This window comes from Aureibacter tunicatorum, assembly GCF_036492635.1.
Lineage (GTDB): Bacteria > Bacteroidota > Bacteroidia > Cytophagales > Cyclobacteriaceae > Aureibacter > Aureibacter tunicatorum.
Map to the genome: position 1 here is coordinate 481,827 of NZ_AP025305.1, position 18,686 is coordinate 500,512.

Annotated in this window: 12 protein-coding genes; 5 read left to right on the forward strand and 7 right to left on the reverse strand. The window is 37.9% G+C overall.

Features of this window, described 5'->3' with window-relative positions:
• From AABK36_RS01905 to AABK36_RS01930, 6 genes are all read right to left on the reverse strand, one after another.
• Complete coding sequence (locus AABK36_RS01905; protein WP_309937343.1) at nucleotides 1–732, reverse strand: hypothetical protein; 732 nt, start codon at nucleotides 730–732, stop codon at nucleotides 1–3.
• 146 nt (nucleotides 733–878) lie between these two features.
• Nucleotides 879–3,221 carry an ABC transporter permease gene (locus tag AABK36_RS01910; protein ID WP_309937344.1) on the reverse strand — a complete coding sequence of 781 codons (2,343 nt, stop codon included), beginning with the start codon at nucleotides 3,219–3,221 and terminating at the stop codon, nucleotides 879–881.
• Nucleotides 3,222–3,415: 194 nt separating this feature from the next.
• Nucleotides 3,416–5,776 carry an ABC transporter permease gene (locus AABK36_RS01915; RefSeq protein ID WP_309937345.1) on the reverse strand — a complete coding sequence of 787 codons (2,361 nt, stop codon included), beginning with the start codon at nucleotides 5,774–5,776 and terminating at the stop codon, nucleotides 3,416–3,418.
• A 5-nt stretch (nucleotides 5,777–5,781) separates the two neighbouring features.
• Nucleotides 5,782–6,489, reverse strand: coding sequence for an ABC transporter ATP-binding protein (locus AABK36_RS01920; protein WP_309937346.1), 708 nt, complete (start codon nucleotides 6,487–6,489; stop codon nucleotides 5,782–5,784).
• Nucleotides 6,490–6,725: 236 nt separating this feature from the next.
• On the reverse strand, nucleotides 6,726–7,973 hold the full coding sequence (locus AABK36_RS01925; protein WP_309937348.1) for an efflux RND transporter periplasmic adaptor subunit: 1,248 nt from the start codon (nucleotides 7,971–7,973) through the stop codon (nucleotides 6,726–6,728).
• Between the two features lie 11 nt (nucleotides 7,974–7,984).
• Nucleotides 7,985–9,313: a TolC family protein gene (locus AABK36_RS01930; protein WP_309937349.1), complete on the reverse strand. Its 1,329-nt coding sequence runs from the start codon at nucleotides 9,311–9,313 to the stop codon at nucleotides 7,985–7,987.
• 308 nt (nucleotides 9,314–9,621) lie between these two features.
• Between AABK36_RS01930 and AABK36_RS01935 the strand changes: the two genes are divergently transcribed.
• From AABK36_RS01935 to AABK36_RS01955, 5 genes are all read left to right on the forward strand, one after another.
• Entirely contained in the window at nucleotides 9,622–10,383 is a 762-nt protein-coding gene (locus tag AABK36_RS01935; RefSeq protein WP_309937350.1) for a TlpA family protein disulfide reductase, read from the forward strand.
• Between the two features lie 141 nt (nucleotides 10,384–10,524).
• A complete protein-coding gene (locus AABK36_RS01940) occupies nucleotides 10,525–11,889 on the forward strand; it encodes a sigma-54-dependent transcriptional regulator (RefSeq protein WP_309937351.1) in 1,365 nt (454 codons plus the stop codon).
• A complete protein-coding gene (locus tag AABK36_RS01945; protein ID WP_309937352.1) occupies nucleotides 11,886–13,193 on the forward strand; it encodes a sensor histidine kinase in 1,308 nt (435 codons plus the stop codon). Before AABK36_RS01940 ends, AABK36_RS01945 begins: the two co-directional genes overlap by 4 nt.
• Before the next feature lie 68 nt (nucleotides 13,194–13,261).
• Nucleotides 13,262–13,837 (forward strand): GNAT family N-acetyltransferase, encoded by a 576-nt coding sequence (locus AABK36_RS01950; RefSeq protein WP_309937353.1) that lies wholly within the window; start codon nucleotides 13,262–13,264, stop codon nucleotides 13,835–13,837.
• An 80-nt stretch (nucleotides 13,838–13,917) separates the two neighbouring features.
• Entirely contained in the window at nucleotides 13,918–15,093 is a 1,176-nt protein-coding gene (locus tag AABK36_RS01955; protein WP_309937354.1) for a protein kinase family protein, read from the forward strand.
• Between the two features lie 2 nt (nucleotides 15,094–15,095).
• On the opposite strand, the gene AABK36_RS01960 is transcribed toward AABK36_RS01955, so the two are convergent.
• Nucleotides 15,096–18,614: an SNF2-related protein gene (locus tag AABK36_RS01960; RefSeq protein ID WP_309937355.1), complete on the reverse strand. Its 3,519-nt coding sequence runs from the start codon at nucleotides 18,612–18,614 to the stop codon at nucleotides 15,096–15,098.
• Nucleotides 18,615–18,686: the final 72 nt, after the last annotated feature.

An 18,686-nucleotide genomic window follows, 5' to 3' on the forward strand; every position in this document is an offset into this window, starting at 1 on the left:
CTATTTTTTTAATATTCTTAAAACTCTACTAATGCTCATTAGAGTATTTCTAAGCCTATTTGCTCTAATAAAGCCTCTTGGTGTCGGAACTATACCGGCATAGGGAGGCTTAATGCCCATTTGCTCTTTCATAGTTCTTCGCACGAAATCCATGCAATTATTGCCCATCAAGCGATACTCGACATCTCCTATTTTCCACTCTGTGAGACTTTTTAATACCGCTTTCAGTTGACATGATGTCATAGGATACTCTCTTGAATGAATTTTTTTGGCAAATTCATCATGATAGTTGTATTCCAAATATTCATAGTGAGCTCCGCTTCTACTGGATGGAAAAGGTGACAAGCCCGAACCTGCCTCCACAATTTGCTTCCCATGGTGTTTGATTGCAAACCATGCATGCCCCGGCATATTGTCTTTATGCGCATTGACCTCGAAAGTCAAACCGCTGATTGGATATTCAGGATCAACACTGCTTTCCAAAGCTTTAATATCTCCCGGCATGCGTAAAGGTTCTTCAAGCGCTTCCATTTTCTTTTCAGCAGGATTACTCAAGCTTGTTGATTTCCCTCCTTTATCGCGTTGGATTATCCCACCAAACATAGCATCTCGTTCAGCCTTTCTTTGCAACATCAAAGGCGTACTAGCTATTTTTTCGTTAAAGATTCCTTTATTAGAAGCTTTAAGATTATTGTCTGTTCTTTTATTCTTATCTATAGAATGGAACTCCATGTATGTTAAAGCATTTTTAAGATTAAAATGATTTATCGAATTTCGTTTTCATAAGATAATTGTAGCAAAAAAGCTGGCCTAATAAACCAGCCAGCTTCTATTACAAAACATCCAAGCATCAAGCTTGGTAGTAGAAGTTTCTAAAATCACAATCCTCTTAAGGTTTCTATCGACTTTTGGTTCGCAGCCGACCAGCTTTGAGCAATAATAGTCAGTGTAGCCAAGAGCAATACAGAAAAAATATTGACCACAAATAATCCATGAGGCAATGCTATGCGATATGGAAAACCACTCAACCAATACACTGCAATGTAATATACCAAAGGCAAAGCCAATACAACCGCAGTTCCAATCCATTTCATATAGTCAGCAAGTATCAAATTGAATATATCTGAAACGGAAGCCCCATTGATTTTTCTTATCGCAATCTCTCTGTACCTTTTACGAATAGTGAACATCGTAATGCCCCAAAGTCCCATCAAACCCAAGATGATCGAAACAGCACAAGCCAATAGATTCACTTGATTCAAATTTCTGATATCATTGTACTGAGCTTGCAAATAATCTTCGGTGAATAACACTTCGCTATTATTTTCTGGAAAACTCTCTGTCCAAGTATCTTTAAGTTTTCTTTTTAAGGAAAATAAATCATCAGTATTAGCTCTGACATTCAGACAAGAATAATTCCAGCCATCATTTTGAGGATTTGGATTAATAATAACCGGATCTATCGCATTCATGACTGAAGCGAAATGAAAATTATCCGTTACACCAATCACATCATAGCTTATACCATTTCGATGGATTTTGGTCTCCAATATATTTTTCCAGCCTTCTAGTTCTGTAAGCCTTTGGTTAACCAAAACTTTGTTCTGATTGGCTTCCATATGTTTTGCGAAATCATTACCGTCCAATATTCCAATGCCCATAGATTCTATAAAATTTTCATCTACATAAATCGTATTGACTAACTTCAAATCAGCAGAAAAGCCTATTTTATAACCATTAGAGGTCAGTCCGCTGCCAAGTCTTTGAGATGTTAGAGTTACGCTTTCAATTTCGCTCATAGACAATAACTTCGATTTCAAGGAAGCAAATTTATCTGCAGGAAGATTGTCTTCGCTTTCGATTGTTAAAAAATTATCCGTCTTGTATCCGAGCGATTTTTCCAGCATATATTGGTGTTGAAAGTAAACTACGCCACTAGTGCTCATTAACACCAGCATAATAAAAAACTGCCCTCCCAACATTAAACGACCTTGATTCGACGATTTTCTTTTGGATAATAATGCAGACTGAGTCTTGCTTATCAAGCTCTGGCTTATCATTTTCCTCAGGGTCAATAAGGACACCACAATGCCCAATGAGACTAACAAGCCAAAACCTATGATTAATTCAAACCAAGAATAGTCGCTTATGGCTAATTGTATTCCAAGCCAGTTATTCACAAGCACAGTTTCTCCATATAATAAGCTCAAGCCGATCAAAGCCGATATGACAATCATTACCAATGTCTCAATAAAAGTCAACAAGCTTATATCCTTAGGTTTTGCACCATAGAGTTTCAACAAGGCGATGTTTTTAGTGTTCTCATCTTTTTGGGCAACATATAAAACCGTGAAATTCAAAGTTGCCAACAAAAAGATGACCAATGACACTGTCAAAATTGTTAATATGGATTCAATATTTCTCTTGCCATGAAAATCAAAAAGAACATATTCGCTGGTATGTATATCGGAAAGCCTCTGCAGCTTAACAATTGAATGTTCTTTGTCTTGATCACTATATTTTTGAAATATCTGAGTCGCTTTATTCTCAACTTGAGAAACTTCAGCTTCTGGAATTATTGAAAAAAATGTCATCCACCCAATGTGAGTACTTGAATATTCTCCAAGAAAATGAATTGGAATTATCACATCAAAATTCATATGCGTATTTCCCGGCGGATCTTCTGCTACACCTGTGATCGAAAATGTCTGATGACCATAATCAAAGCTTTTTCCTATGGAGTTATCGATGGATCCAAAATTTGAAAAAGCAAAACTTTCCGTAATCACTGCGCTATGCTTTCCTTTCAATACTTCCTTTTCATTACCTTGAATGAGATTGAATGAAAAGAACTCAAAAATATTCGGGTCAGACAGCATTAATTGAGCTATAATTTTTTCCCTGTCAATATACAATGGCGCAGGGTCGGTAGACAATCTAAGCATTTGCTCGACTTCTGGTATTTCGTCTTTTAATACTTTTCCTCCTGGATAATATAATTCTGAATAATAAAGATTCTTATCGTCTTGACTGACTGGCAGTACCCTGTAAATATTTTCACCATTGTGATGAAATGCATCATAACTCATTTCATTCTTAAAGAAAAAATACGAAAAAAATATACTTGATAAGCCTATGGCCATTCCTAAAATCATTATAAAGGAATTCAACTTATTCTTCATCAAATTCCTGATGGCTAATTTAAAATATAATCTATACATGACGATCACATTATATTATTATCCTTAATTACATACTTGCTCATTTTTACAATAGCCAACGACTCTTTCCTTTTCTCCTCCAAACTTATTTCATTTAAGCTCTTTGATTTCGCTTTTTTTATTCTGAAAAATAAGCTCACTTTTTTCAATTCGATAATACTACTCATTTGATAAAAAATATTAGTCTCAAAAAATCACAATCCTCTTAAGGTTTCTATCGACTTTTGGTTCGCAGCCGACCAGCTTTGAGCAATAATAGTCAGTGTAGCCAAGAGCAATACAGAAAAAATATTGACCACAAATAATCCATGAGGCAATGCTATGCGATATGGAAAACCATTCAACCAATACACTGCAATGTAATACACCAAAGGCAAAGCTAATATAACCGCAACTCCAACCCATCTCATATAATCAGCAAGTATCAACTTGAATATATCTGAAACGGAGGCCCCATTGATTTTTCTTATCGCTATCTCTCTGTACCTTTTACGAACAGTGAACATCGTAATGCCCCAAAGTCCCATCAAACCCAAGATGATCGAAACAGCGCAAGCCAATAAATTCACTTGATTCAAATTGCTGATATCGTTGTACTGAGCTTGCAAATAATCTTCGGTGAATAACACTTCGCTATTATTTTCTGGAAAACTCTCTGTCCAAGCATCTTTAAGTTTTCTTCTTAAGGAAAATAAATCATCAGTATTAGCTCTGACATTCAGACAAGAATAGTTCCAGCCATCATTTTGAGGATTTGGATTAATAATAACCGGATCTATCGCATTCATGACTGAAGCGAAATGGAAATTATCCGTTACACCAATCACATCATAGCTTATACCATTTCGATGGATTTTGGTCTCCAGTATATTTTTCCAGCCTTCTAGTTCTGTTAGTCTTTGGTTGATCAGGATTTTATCTTGATTAGCTTCCATATGCTTGGAAAAGTCATCGCCTTCCAATATTTCAATACCCATGCAATCAATAAAACTTTCATCTACATAAATCGTATTCAATATTTTGAAATCAATGGAATGGCCTATTTTATAACCATTAGAGGTCAATCCACTGCCAAGTCTTTGAGATGTCAAAGTCACGCTTTCAATTTCGCTCATAGACAAAAGCTTCGATTTCAAGGAAGCAAATTTATCTGCAGGAAGATTGTCTTCGCTTTCGATTGTTAAAAAATTATCCGTCTTGTATCCAAGCGATTTTTCCAGCATATATTGGTGTTGAAAGTAAACTACGCCGCTAGTGCTCATTAACACCAGCATAATAAAAAACTGTCCTCCCAACATTAAACGACCTTGATTCGACGATTTTCTTTTGGATAATAATGCAGACTGAGTCTTGCTTATCAAGCTCTGGCTTATCATTTTCCTCAGGGTCAATAAGGACACCACAATGCCCAATGAGACTAACAAGCCAAAACCTATGATTAATTCAAACCAAGAATAGTCGCTTATGGCTAATTGTATTCCAAGCCAGTTATTCACAAGCACAGTTTCTCCATATAATAAGCCCAAGCCGATCAAAGCCGATATGACAATTATTATCAATGTTTCAATAAAAGTCAACAAACTTATATCCTTAGGTTTTGCGCCATAGAGTTTCAACAAGGCGATGTTTTTAGTGTTCTCATCTTTTTGGGCAACATATAAAACCGTGAAATTCAAAGTTGCCAACAAAAAGATGACCAATGACACTGTCAAAATTGTTAATATGGATTCAATATTTCTCTTGCCATGAAAATCAAAAAGAACATATTCGCTGGTATGTATATCGGAAATCCTCTGCAGCTTAACAATTGAATGTTCTTTGTCTTGATCACTGTATTTCTGAAATATTTGAGTCGCTTTATCCTCAACTTGGGAAATATCCGCATTTGAAGCTAAGGACAGAAAGGTTATTGGAGTGTATCCGCCTTTCCACCCAACATACACACTTGGGTGTTCTCCAAAGAACTTGATAGGAATCACCACTTCGAAATTCAAATGCGTATTGCCTGGAGGATCTTCGGCAACTCCTGTTATCGAAAATGTTTGATGCATGTATTCAAAACTTTTCCCTATGGAATTATCGATGGACCCAAAATTTGACAAAGCAAAACTTTCCGTAACCACTGCGCTATGCTTTCCCTTCAATACTTCCTTTTCATTGCCTTGGACAAGCTTGAAGGAAAAAAAATCGAAAATATTCGGATCAGAAAGCATAAGTTGTGCTGTGAGCTTTTGCCTGTCAATATACAATGGAGCTTGGCTTGTCGATAATCTAAGCATCTGTTCCACTTCCGGTATTTCACCTTTCAACACCTCTCCTCCGGGATAGTAAAATCCAGAATAATAAGCATTCTTATCATCAAAACTAACAGGATGAGACCTGTAGATATTTTCACCATTATCATGAAATGCGTCATAACTCATTTCATTCTTAAAGAATAAATATGAAAACATTATGCTCGCCAAGCCTATCGCCATCCCTAAAATCATTATAAAGGAATTCAACTTATGCTTCATCAAATTCCTGATGGCCAATTTAAAGTATAGTCTGTACATGGCTATTACATTAAAAGGCTTCCAATCGTTCTTTGTACCATTTCCTGAGAGACCTCTCCGTCATTTAAATGGATGACCCGATGAGCATAATCAGCGTCTCTCTGAGAGTGAGTCACCATCACCACGGTAGTTCCTTGCTTGTTTAATTCCGTCAACAATTCCATTACTTGTTGGCCATTTTTAGAGTCAAGGTTTCCTGTAGGCTCATCGGCCAAGAGCAATTTGGGATCAGCCACCACAGCTCGCGCAATAGCAACTCTTTGTTGTTGTCCACCTGAAAGCTGAGCTGGAAAATGACCTCTTCGATGACTGATTTTCATGCGTTCCAAAGTTTTCATCACTTTTGCCTTTCGTTCGGAAGATGAAATGCCTAAGTAAATCAAAGGCATCTCCACATTTTCAAACACTGTCAGCTCATCAATCAAATTGAAGTCTTGAAATACAAATCCAATATTTCCTTTTCTCAATTCGGTCTTGCCTTTTTCTTTCAAGTACTGGGTATCATTTCCGTCGAATACATATTTGCCCGATTCAGGAGTATCCAGCAGACCAATTATATTTAGCAAAGTAGACTTTCCACATCCTGAAGGCCCCATTATCGCCAAAAATTCGCCTTCCTTCACTTCCAAGCCTATTTCATTCAATGCTCTGGTCTCCACTTCCTCTGTTCTGAAGACTTGGTTTACTTTTTCCAACTTGATGATATTGTTCATTTGATAAAAAATTTTTAGTTCTTAGGATCATCGGACGATAAGTCTCTTGAGGTCATGATCGCAAATGCAAAGTCTCCCAGAAATTCAACGTAAGAAACTTTCAGAAGGTATCAAGCCAACTAGTATATCCGCTACTTTTGACTTAGTCCGTATTCCTTTAAATATTTTAAGCTTGCATAGCCGATGAGCATCATATCTAAACTCATCGTTGGATATTGATCATTGTTTTTATTGATTCATTCGATAAATAGTTCTTCATATTTTTCAAAGCTTTCATAGCTTGAAATCAAGACTCGCTCGCCTTCGCTCAAACCTGACAGCACCTCAATGTATTTGTCATTTTGTTTTCCAGTTTTAATATCTCTCTTAAGGGCTCTTTTGCCTGTCTCATCCATAACAAATACCCATCGTCCGCCACTTGATCGTGTAAAAGCTCCTCTTGGCAACATTATGGATTCTCTTGCCTCATCCAAATTGAGATATAAAGTGTAATGCTGTCCGGTTCGCATTCGTTGAGGACTTTGCTTTTCAAATTTCAGCTCGGCTTTGAATTTTCCTTCTTTTACTTCCGGGAAAATCTTCGCTATCGATAGGTTGAAAACCTTTGCTGACCTTCTTACTTCCGCATGCATTCCTACATTGATTCGGTCAATGTAATGCTCATCGATCTCAGCTTCCAATTTATAATCAGACAAGTCATGAACTACGCCTATTCGCTCTCCCGGACTAATTGATTCGCCAATATTTGCCTCAAGTGTTCCTAGCTGGCCATCAATAGGAGATGTTACTTCCAATGCTTTTAATCTGCTTTGCACATGGCTTAAGTTTTTGCGCATTTTCAATAAATCCTCTTGCAAGGTATGAATAGCAGTAAGTTGAAATAACGAGTCATTTTTCGCTTTTTGTCGATTGATTTGCTGTGTTTCTTTCTGCAAAAGATAGTTATCCTTGGCATCGAGATATTCCTCTCTTGGGATCAAGCCTTTTTCCAGAAGTCTTTTCTTTTGCTCATACTGCCTTTTAGTTTTTGACAATTGAAATTCAGTCTCCAATAAGTTTTTTCTGGACTGTATAAGCTCTGTCTCAAATGTAATCTGGGTATTGCGCAGGTAATTTTCTTTTTCCGCTAATGAAGCTTCGCTGTTCAATATCGCTTGGTACAATGACATATTCTCCAAGCTAATGATCTGATCACCTTTGCTGACCATATTGCCGCCATCCAAGTATTTGTTCGTTACCCTTCCGCCTTCGATTGCATCCAATACAATGGTCTGTATGGGTTTTACCTTGCTTGAAATAACTATTCTCTCTTCAAATTCGCCCCAGATCGCATTAGCGACTTCTATTCTGTCAGCGCTCACTCTCATTACTCTCATTCGATTTCTAGCGGTATAAGCCAAATACCCTAACACTAGCATGCCGGCAAATAAACCTACCCATGTTTTCCATGGGAGTGTTCTTTTTTTATGTATCTTTTTATCCATTTTTTCTTCCGTTATTCCCAAAATCTGATTCCACCATAATACAAAAGCATTCTTTTCTCCACCAGATAATTAATCTTCGCCAGCGTCAATTCATTCTCTGTAGCAGAAAGCTTGTTTTGGCTTTCCAGTAGAGAGAAAATGCTCACCAATCCTTCATGATATTGTTCTTGAGCCTTTTGGAGCGCTATTATCTCCGCTGTTTGTTGAGATTTTAATTGCACAGTTTCCAAAGCCAAAGCTTTCCATTCTCTGAAACTATCTTGATAATCTTGGCTTAGTTTCAGTTTTTCCATTGCCAATTCATTTTCAGCGACAGCCATATCTATTTTTGCTCGTTGCACAGCCAATCGATTGGACGACTGATTAAAGATTGGTATCGTAAGATTCAATCCAACATATTGATTCAAATTGTTTTTAAACTGTTCTTGAAAGCGAATGATATTTCCCAGTTCATCGAGGTTCGTTTCAAAATATCCAGTGTTCATACGTGCGTCGAGGCCTAAGCTTGGAGCATACCTTGCTCTTTGGGCTTTGAGCATTGATTCCGCAGACAGAAAATTGATTCTCTTGGCTTGCAATGCGGGAGAATACTTTTCCAATAATTTTTTTTCAAGCATAGCCTCCACAAGCAAAGCATCATGTTCTGATAAAACTTGCAAGTCCAAATGCAGTTGAATGTCAATCGGAAGATTCAATATTCGTTTTAATTCAGCTATGGATTTTTCTTTGTCATTTTTAGCCTTCAATAAATTGAATTTGTCCTTTTCCAACTGCGCTTTCACTTGATATAAATCCGCTTCTGCTTTGATGCCCAACTCTACGAGTTCTATCGTGTAAGCATGGTTCTTTTGAGAATAGTCCAGCTGTTTCTCCATTGTCAGTCGACAAGATTCATAGTACTGGACAAAACAATATTTCTCCAGTATATCGAAAGCCAAAAGATCTTTTCTTGCTTGCACATTATGCTCAGTCGCTTGAAGCGATAATTTTCGGCTTTTGAAATCCTTTATTTTAGCAAATCCATTGAAAAGCTCCCATTGAGCATTGATAGATTGGCTATGGTTAAAAAATTGATTCTCGGAATATTGATTGGTATTCGGGTCGATAGATCTTCCAAAATTATATCCCGCATCCGCGTACATATTCAAACGTGGCGTAAAACTCCACTTGCTTTCTGACAAGTCAAGTTCCGCATGACGCATCTTCAACACTTCTCCTTTCAGCTCCAAGTTATTTTCCAAACCATAGGTTATGCACTCCTCCAAAGTTCTCAACGCTTGACCATTTGCCTTTCCTCCAAGCACCAAGCATAACATCGCTATAGTAAATATTCTTTCCATCTTTTCGTCATTGCTTATATTTCAAGCATGCCAAAAAAATGACCAAATCTTTAATATGTTGATTTTCAGTAAGTTGATAATTTTTGAATTCATCGATGTGACAAAAAATTAGTCAGTGGATGTCAAAAAATTAGACAACATCATTGAAAGCCTCATGCTAAGTAAAGCCTGTTTATGTGACTGAATCGATGCATTATGAATAAATTCCAATCAAAATCAATTGAAAAGCTAATTAAGCTCATTAGCATCTTTTTGTTATTCAACAGACCTTTGGGAAGTTGGCAAAATAAATTTTTTAAGGATTCATTATGAAAAAAGCACTTTTCTTATTTTTTGCGTTATTGGCTTGTAATAGTTTCGCTCAGACGAATCATGAAACTGTCTATATGATTAAAGATACAATTGTCACGATTGAAAAAGTGGAGGAACTAGCAAAAGAAAATAAAATCAAATCCATTCATAACGGTGTCTCTGAAGAAACATTCAAGCAATTGAATGCAAAGCATGGTTATCAGTTAATTGCCAAGGAATTCATTTTCATGATCGAGCTTTATAATGAGGGCGAAATCCATGACAGCTCTATTTCTGAAATAAAAAAGAGCTCTGCCTCTACCGATTCAGAATTCAAAGTTAAAAAAGGGGACAAAATCATCGACTTTGAAATTCAAATGACAAATGGAAAAACCATTCAATCCAAAGAATTAAAAGGCAAAGTCATTTTGGTAAGTTTCTGGGCAACTTGGTGCGCGTCATGTATTCGTGAACTTTATGAAATCCCTTCTAAAATTATTGATGAATTTGAAAACGAAGACTTCATCTTCCTGCCTATATCAATCGACGAAAAACCGGAGAAAGTAAAGCCAAAGCTTGCGCAACTTAAATCAAAAGGGATAAATTTTGAGAGCGGAATTGATTCCAAGAAAGAAATATGGGATAAATATGCTTCAGGAAGCATTCCTAAAAACCTAGTTATCAATAGAGAAGGCTTTATTACTTACCTTTCGCAAGGAAATGGAGATAACAGCATTCTGTCGATACAATCTGAAATACGAAAAGCTCTTCAAGAATAAGTGATATGAATATGCTCTACGCATGTTAAAATCAAATTATAAAGAATAAGCGTTTAATTTAAAAATGATAATTATCCCAAAGGTGTAAAAATTTTTGACACTCATTTGCGCAATTTTGATTTGCTCGATATATTCGGAAATATGAAAGGCAAGATTCTCATACTCGATGACAACAGAGCTTTGCTCTCCGCTTTGGATATACTTTTAGCGCCTCATTATGAATGCGTGAAGTGCATTCATGATCCCAAATTATTGTTCAGCGAATTGAGCAAAACAGATTATCAATTGCTTCTGTTGGATATGAATTTCGCTTCCAAAATACAAAATGGAAATGAAGGACTTTATTGGCTGAAAGAAGCTAAAAGCAGATATCCTCATTTAAGCATTGTGATGATCACTGCGTATGGCAATATCGAGTTGGCTGTGGAGACAATTAAATTAGGAGCCAGCGACTTCATACTCAAGCCTTGGGAAAATAAAAAAATGTTGGAGACGGTGAAGAAAAGCATTGAGCTGTCATTCAACGCTCAGAAAAAACAGGATAAAAGCAACTCCAAGGATCTTAAAACAACAGAAAAAGCCTTCACGGTTGATCAGATATTAGGGCAGTCTCCTGTGATGTGTTCCATGAAAAAAATCATTGAGAGAGTATCAAAAACCGACACCAATGTTTTGATCAGCGGAGAAAACGGAACGGGCAAGGAGCTTGTCGCCAAAGCGATACATGGACATTCCAATCGTAACGGCCATCCATTGGTCAATGTCGATGTGGGATCTCTAAGCGAGACATTATTCGAAAGTGAAATGTTCGGGCATGTCAAGGGAGCCTATACGGATGCCAAGGAGGATCGAGTAGGCAAGTTTGAACTCGCTAATGACGGGAGCATATTCCTAGACGAAATCAGCAATCTTTCCTACGGTCTCCAAGCCAAATTATTAAAAGTGCTTCAGAATCGAGAAATCGTAAAGTTGGGCTCTAACATTGTTATTCCCATTGATATTCGATTGATATGCGCGACCAACAAGAGCATTACGAAAATGGTAAGCCAACAATTATTTCGAGAGGATTTATTTTACAGAATCAATACGATTCAAATAGAAGTGCCCCCGCTTAGAGATAGAGGCGATGACATTTTGCTACTGGCGAATTTTTTCATCGATAAATTTTGCTCAAAATACCATAGAGATAGGATGACGCTCAGCGATCAAGCCCAACAAAAAATATTGAATTATCATTGGCCCGGCAATGTAAGACAATTGGAGCATAATATCGAAAGGTTGGTTATACTGAATGAGAGCGATACTATTACCGTCAGCAGTTTGCAACTGGAGAATATAGACATTGGAAATGTTGCGGTCAAGGATATTACGCTTGAGGAAATGGAAAAATTAATGATCGTCAATGCGCTTAAGCGTTTTGAAAATAACATTTCCATGGCCTCTTCTCACTTGGGCATTACACGCCAGACACTATACAATAAAATGAAAAAATACTCGCTGTCATGAAATTGAACTTATTGAAATTAGCTTTCACTTTCATCTTGATCGCCGGATTGCATGCTTTTATTCCAAAATATTTGGGTGGGTATGGACTCATTGGAATCGCTGTTTTTGACGTGTTTTTTCTCCTCTATTTGCTTCACAAATACGAAACTTATAATGAAGCAATCATATGCGCTTTGGAAAGCTTGATTAATGATGACTTTAGCATACATGCCCAAAAGTCATCAGGGATTAGTTCTGAATTGATAAAGAAATTGGAGCAATTGCAACTGAAATTCAAGTCCCAGCATGATGAAACCGCTAAACAAACCGAGTATTTTCGTTTTTTGATTGAAAATATCAATATCGGCATTCTGACATACAAAGATAATTGGAAGATAGTCCATTCCAATAAGCGCTTTAAAGAGCAAGTCGGAGTCGGCCAGCTTTCGCATATTCGACAATTATTCAATAGCAACTCCGAATGGAAAGAAGCTTTGGAAAAAGCGAAAACATGGAAAAAGTTTCTTTTCGAATCACACCAACAGCATCGAAAAGCGAAATATTTGATTCAGTCTTCGACCGTTGCCATTAAAAATGACGAGTATACTTTTGTCAGCGTGCATGACATTGAGCACGAACTTGAATATCAGGAGCTCGAATCTTGGAACAAGCTGTTTCAAGTGCTTACGCATGAAATCATGAATACGCTCACACCTATCACTTCATTGTCCGAAAGCTTGTCTGAACTCGTAAATAATAGCGATATCGAGCCGGTTTCGAAAATTCCGACACTTCAGCGTGGTTTGGAAATAATCAAAGGGCAAAGCGATCATTTGATGCACTTTGTCAAGCTTTATAGAGGCTTTATTGAGCTTCCAAAGCCCAAAAAGAAAGATATTAATATCGCTGAACTGATTCATAAATCCATTCACTCGGCCAAAGAGAATAATTGTTTTGACAATACTAAAATTAGTATTAAGATATATCCGAAGGAGTTCTTGATTTCTGTGGACGAAGGCTTGATGACGCAGACTCTTACCAATATTTTGAAAAATGCTTGGGAAGCCAAAGACGAGCATAGAACCTTGGAAATTAATATCGATGCTCATCAAAACAATTCGGGGGTTTTGGTGCTATTTGTCTGCAATAATGGCCGTAAAATTCCTCCCGAAGCTTTGAAAAATATATTTGTGCCTTTTTTCACAACGAAAGATAATGGAAACGGCATTGGCTTAAGCCTTTCCAAACAAATCGTTAATCTACATGGAGGCAAAATTTCCGTTTCTTCTACAGAAGAAAAGACTTGCTTTAAGATAGAAATATGATTTTTTGATAAATTTTCTGAAACAAATAAGGCCTCTGGAAATTGACATAATGAACTTTCAATATTATTATGTCTGAGATAATCGTCAAGAGCGCTAAAGAAGAAGATTTAGATCAAATCATCAATCTGCAACAAACCAATCTTAAGAGAAACGTAAATCTTGAGAAAAGGAAAAAAGATGGTTATGTCACGTTGGAGACTTCTGAGGATGTCCTGCAAGATATGATCAAAAACGAGCTGGTCATAGGCGCTTATGAAAATGATAAACTTGTCGCTTATCTTATTTGCTTGGAAAAAGCACGTTTGGATGTTAATCTGGACGCGCTTACTGAACTTCAAAAAATTTCAAAGCAGATAAAAATCAACGGCAAACAACTTAATGACACTAAATATTGCGCATTGGAGTCTATTTGCATTGATAAAGAATATCGCTCCAAAGGAATATTGCCAAAGCTGTATGAATATGCATCGAAACAATTGGGGCCAAAATACGACTATGCTATCGGGTTCATTGATCAAAAAAACCCTCGATCTTATCATTCACATGTGGAAAAACTAGGTTTTTTGACTATCGGCACATTTGATGACAGCATTAATAAAGCTACATGGAATATCGTCGCAAAGCCTCTGAGAGCGATTGGTTGAAATTCTTGTCATGGAATTTGAAGCCTATTTCAACATAATGAGCAATGAGCTGTTGTCATTAGACAGGCATTATTCTCATTATGTTCGAATATTTCAAAAAAGACAATAAACCAAGAAATATAGTCAACGAACGGGGAGCGTCAATTTCTCGCCAACCGCCAGCCAGTTCATTGCCTGTGCAAATGATGTTGAATCCAAAATTCACCTCTGTCAGCGTAGCAAAGCCTAAAAGGGGAAAAACAGCTCAAACATTTTTCCTGACAGATGCGAGAGGACACAAATTTGTCATGAAGTTTGACAATGGACATCCTTCCAACGCGCCACGAGAGTCTTTTGCTTCTAATTTTATCGAGAATATTGGAAGAGGAAACCTTACCGCTCCCGAATCTAAAGTTCTCCACAAAAGAAGCCGTGAAATCGTAGACCTCAAAAAAATCCTTGCTACCGACTATACGCCTGAAGGTCGAGAGCTATACTTGCTGTTGTTTTCATTTTCCAATCCTTATATCATATTGCAGGAATTTTCCGAAGGGAGCATGCTGGAATATTCGAAAAAACCTCAAAGCCCATACAGAGAGTTTGAGCAAGATTCCAGACGAGGCATACAAATGGGAAGACTGGCCGCGTATGATTTATTTCTCGGAAATTGGGACAGGCTCTGGTATAGCTTCAACGAGGGGAACATGCTTGTGTCTGGATCGTCCTACAATATTTCTACAATTGACCAGACGCTATCTTTTGGAGATATGGACCATTTAGCCAACAAGGTTTTGGGATTAGGCAAAGAGGAAGATATGCTTGGCTCCAGAATGACACCTGAAGGTGAAAGGGAAAGTATATTCACTATGACTGATGTTGATGAGCAAGAGCTTACCTGCAAAGCGAATCAAATCGCGGAGAAATGCCTCCGAGCATTCAAAAAAATTATCGAAGAATTCATGTCTCCCGGCACAGAAGCCCCGTCAGCCTTGGAAGGGCTTCACTTTACAATATATTCAAGTATAGTCATTGATCCATTAGCTTTGACGATCGGATTTGTAGAAGGCTGCTTTGACATCGCTATGCACTCCAGGCTTTCTTCTGCTTTAATGGACCAAGCGAATCATGAACAATTCTTGGCAGAAGCTTCAGCATTTCATATGATGTGGCAAAAATTTCCACCTGTTCTTGACAGCTTCCCTCATATTGAAATCAAAAGAAAGTTGGACGAATACAAAGCCGCGCTGGGCCTCACAGCTTCATATTCGGATAAATAACTCTATTGAGAGGAGTAGGAAACTAGCTCGTTTAGGTCGCTATCAGACATGTCTCCGATCCATTTCTCTCCCGCAGCGACAGTCAAGTCCGATAACTTTCGCTTTGTTCTGATCATTTCGTCGATTTTCTCTTCAAATGTGCCTTGGCATATCAAACGATGGACCATTACATTCCTTTTTTGGCCTATTCGATAGGCTCTGTCAGTTGCCTGAGCTTCTACAGCAGGATTCCACCACAAATCATAGTGAACAACATGCGAAGCTTGTGTCAAATTCAAACCTGTTCCCGCCGCTTTCAAGGACAGTACAAATACTCTACAATCCGGATCATTCTGAAATCGATCTACCATATGATCGCGTTCTTTTCGGCTCAAGCCACCATGCAGAAATTGCGAATGCGTATGATATCGTTCATCTATCCAGTTTTGGAGCATATTACCCATTTCTGTGTATTGGGTAAATATCAATACCTTTTCTTCTGTCTCAAAGACACTGTCCAATACGGCAAACAACTGGTCGGTTTTTCCTGAATACTCCGGTTTGTTCATCTTGCCTTTCAAAAATTGGGCGGGGTGATTGCAAACTTGTTTGAGCGAAGTGATCATGCTCAATACCATTCCTTTTTTCTCTATGCCTTCATCCGCTCCTCCAATCGCTTTCATAGCTTTTTCTACTGTAGCTTGATAGATACTCGCTTGTTCTTCCGTCAAAGCGCAATATACATTTTGCTCAATCTTATCTGGCAAATCGGTAATGATCGTTTTATCGGTTTTCAAGCGACGCAATAAAAACGGCGAAGTCATCTTTTTGAACCTTTCCAGCACATCGTGGTCATGGACTTCTTGGATAGGCTTGGCATAATGGTCAACAAACTTTTTGACTGTACCCAAATAGCCTTTATTGGCAAAGTCCATAATACTCCAGTATTCCGAAAGCCTGTTTTCCACTGGCGTTCCGCTGAGTGCGATTTTAACGCTCGCGGGGATTGATTTTACCGCTTTGGTTTGAGCTGTAGAAGCATTCTTGATATTTTGAGCTTCATCAATAATCAAAGCATACCAGTCTTTTTTCTTCAGTTTGCTCAAATCCGTTCTCGCCATGCCATAAGTTGTCACCAGACAATCATAGTCTCCTTCCAACTTTCTGCCGGGACCGTGATAAATTTTCACCTCCAGCATAGGAGCGAATCTGGCGATTTCCTTATCCCAATTCGTCATCAAGCTTGTAGGGACAATGATCAGAACTTTTCCTGTGCTCAGTAAGCCGTCTTCTTTGAATTTGGCCAATGCAGAGATCGTTTGCAAGGTTTTACCCAAGCCCATATCATCGGCTAAAATACTGCCCAAGCCCAAGCGAGCGTTTTTATAGAGCCACGCATAACCTCGCTCTTGGTAAGGTCTCAATACTGCTTGCAAGTTTTCCGCAGTTTCTACTTCGTAATCTTGGGTGAACTGTTCCAAAAGTTCCTTGGCTTCATCGCTAAGCACAATGTCGCATCCCTCATAGCTTTCAGAAAATGCCGCTTGCAAGACTTCATTGGCTCCCAGCTTTGGAGGGTTGTCCAATTTCCTCAATAGTTTATTAACCTCGTCGGCTTGCAAGTGGACATACATGTCTTTGAATCGAATAAGACCTTTTTTGCCTTTGACCATAGCTCTAAAATCGTCCTCTGTCAAAAAAGTATCTTCCCCAATAGATATTCTCCACTCAAAGTTCAATAGCTCCATGATATTCAACTTTGCCGGCGAAGCATCAGGATGTTTTTGCACTTCCATAGTCAACGTCGGAACCATCATCCTTTGTATGCTCTTAGGCAAAATCACTTCTATCCCCAAAAGGCGAATGGTCGGTAAAATATCAAAAAGAAAATTTTCAAAGCTCTCGATAGGAAACAGCAAATTCTTTTTTTCGCTGGATAGGAATTTATTGATCTTTGGAAAATATTCCGAGACTAAATTCAAGTCCTTGAACAATCCCAGCTTGGCTTTCTTGTTTCGATGCTTTTTCAATAGCTCATCAAAGGCGGACACAAAACCGCTTTTCCTTTCTTTAACTTTCAGCTTCATCGAAAAGTCTCCATCCGACCTTTCATCAAACCAAAATACAGGCACAAGCTCTTTTTCTGTAATAAATAATTTTTGAAGCCATAAATGAATAGCGTCAGGAACACTGGAAGACAATTCTTCATCAAAACCAACAGGCTCCTCTTCAAAAAAAGCGTCAAAAACCAATTGGTCCGTGTCTATGCCACTTCCTCTTAAATCGAATGCATTTTCACGCACCCAGCCTCCCACATACCAATCCACTAAGATATTTAATTGCTCTTCGGCCTTGATCCTCTCAAACCCGCTTTCTTGTTGCAACAAAAGCAGGTCCGGAGGCAACAATTTGGACATGTTTTCAAAAATATTTCTCGACGCCTTGTCCATCAAAAGAGGAATCCATCTGCAATGAAACTTATTGCCAATCTTTTCGACTTGAGGGACAAAAGTTTTCTCCAATAATATTCTGGACACATACAAGCTCAAAGCATATAAGACTTTCCATTCTTTAAGCCAATGAGACATCTTGCTTGCATCTTGGCTTAATATCAAGCTCTGTATCATCTTTGGACTTTGATACGTTTGAGGCAAAGGAACATATTCTCCTTCTATTTGATAATACCAAGCTAATTTATTGTTTGGTTTCACTATAATTTGCAAAGCTTCCGCCTTATGCCAAAATGCAGGTGTTTCTTGCTCTTGAATGCTTTTATGAAAGTTCTTGTAACTTTTACCTGTTGCATTGTATGCTTTCTTCAAGACTGATTTAAAGTCCTTGGAATAGAATAATGGCTTGTCATTTAAGATAGCGAACATTCTCTCCTGCACAGAAACAAGATTTGAAAAGTCGATCTCTTCAAATACATTTTTATCAAAATAATAAGATTCTCCTCTGATCGAGAGCTCTTCCATATGCTTTTTCAATTCAAAAAAATGTCCTTGAAAGCTTTCCATCTCTATGCCTTGTTGCTTTAAAGACTTTGGCAAATCCAATCCTTTTAATTTGAGAATAAGAAAAGGATTTCTGTTGATCTCTTCTGAAAGCTTGTAAATGACCGCAGCCAAATGCTTGCAAGGAACCGCATGGTCGGGACATGAGCACTTCATTTTCAAATCGTCCCATCGGCTTGGGAAAAGAGCTACTCCATGATTTTTGCAAACTTGTTCCAATTCTTTGGGCATTTGCATATTCATAAGCTTAGCGAGCACCAAATCATCATTAACGACAGCATCGACTAAAGCCAACTTTTGTTCACGTTCCAGTTGTGGCACTGTTATTCTCACTTTGTATGAATTCCTAAATGAACCTGACACATCAGCGTGAATTTCATTGCCGTTGATTTCCAAAGCGTATACTGCTCCTTTATTCGCATAAGTCTTTCCTCTAGGCAACCTGTTGCTATAGTCAATTTCGCTCAAAGATTTTAGCCAACGCTCTCCCCACCAAGTATTCGAATTATTGCCTCTGCCTATTGCCATAGTCGATATTGTTACGATTGAATTTGAAAAAGCAATAATACAAAATTATTCTACATTGATTCCTTTATTATC

Coding starts and splice junctions, on each gene's coding strand:
- AABK36_RS01935 (WP_309937350.1), top strand. CDS start 9,622: ATGAAAAAAGCACTTTTCTTATTTTTTGCGTTATTGGCTTGTAATAGT.
- AABK36_RS01910 (WP_309937344.1), bottom strand. CDS start 3,221: ATGTATAGATTATATTTTAAATTAGCCATCAGGAATTTGATGAAGAAT.
- AABK36_RS01915 (WP_309937345.1), bottom strand. CDS start 5,776: ATGTACAGACTATACTTTAAATTGGCCATCAGGAATTTGATGAAGCAT.
- AABK36_RS01955 (WP_309937354.1), top strand. CDS start 13,918: ATGTTCGAATATTTCAAAAAAGACAATAAACCAAGAAATATAGTCAAC.
- AABK36_RS01905 (WP_309937343.1), bottom strand. CDS start 732: ATGGAGTTCCATTCTATAGATAAGAATAAAAGAACAGACAATAATCTT.
- AABK36_RS01940 (WP_309937351.1), top strand. CDS start 10,525: ATGAAAGGCAAGATTCTCATACTCGATGACAACAGAGCTTTGCTCTCC.
- AABK36_RS01950 (WP_309937353.1), top strand. CDS start 13,262: ATGTCTGAGATAATCGTCAAGAGCGCTAAAGAAGAAGATTTAGATCAA.
- AABK36_RS01930 (WP_309937349.1), bottom strand. CDS start 9,313: ATGGAAAGAATATTTACTATAGCGATGTTATGCTTGGTGCTTGGAGGA.
- AABK36_RS01925 (WP_309937348.1), bottom strand. CDS start 7,973: ATGGATAAAAAGATACATAAAAAAAGAACACTCCCATGGAAAACATGG.
- AABK36_RS01920 (WP_309937346.1), bottom strand. CDS start 6,489: ATGAACAATATCATCAAGTTGGAAAAAGTAAACCAAGTCTTCAGAACA.
- AABK36_RS01945 (WP_309937352.1), top strand. CDS start 11,886: ATGAAATTGAACTTATTGAAATTAGCTTTCACTTTCATCTTGATCGCC.
- AABK36_RS01960 (WP_309937355.1), bottom strand. CDS start 18,614: ATGGCAATAGGCAGAGGCAATAATTCGAATACTTGGTGGGGAGAGCGT.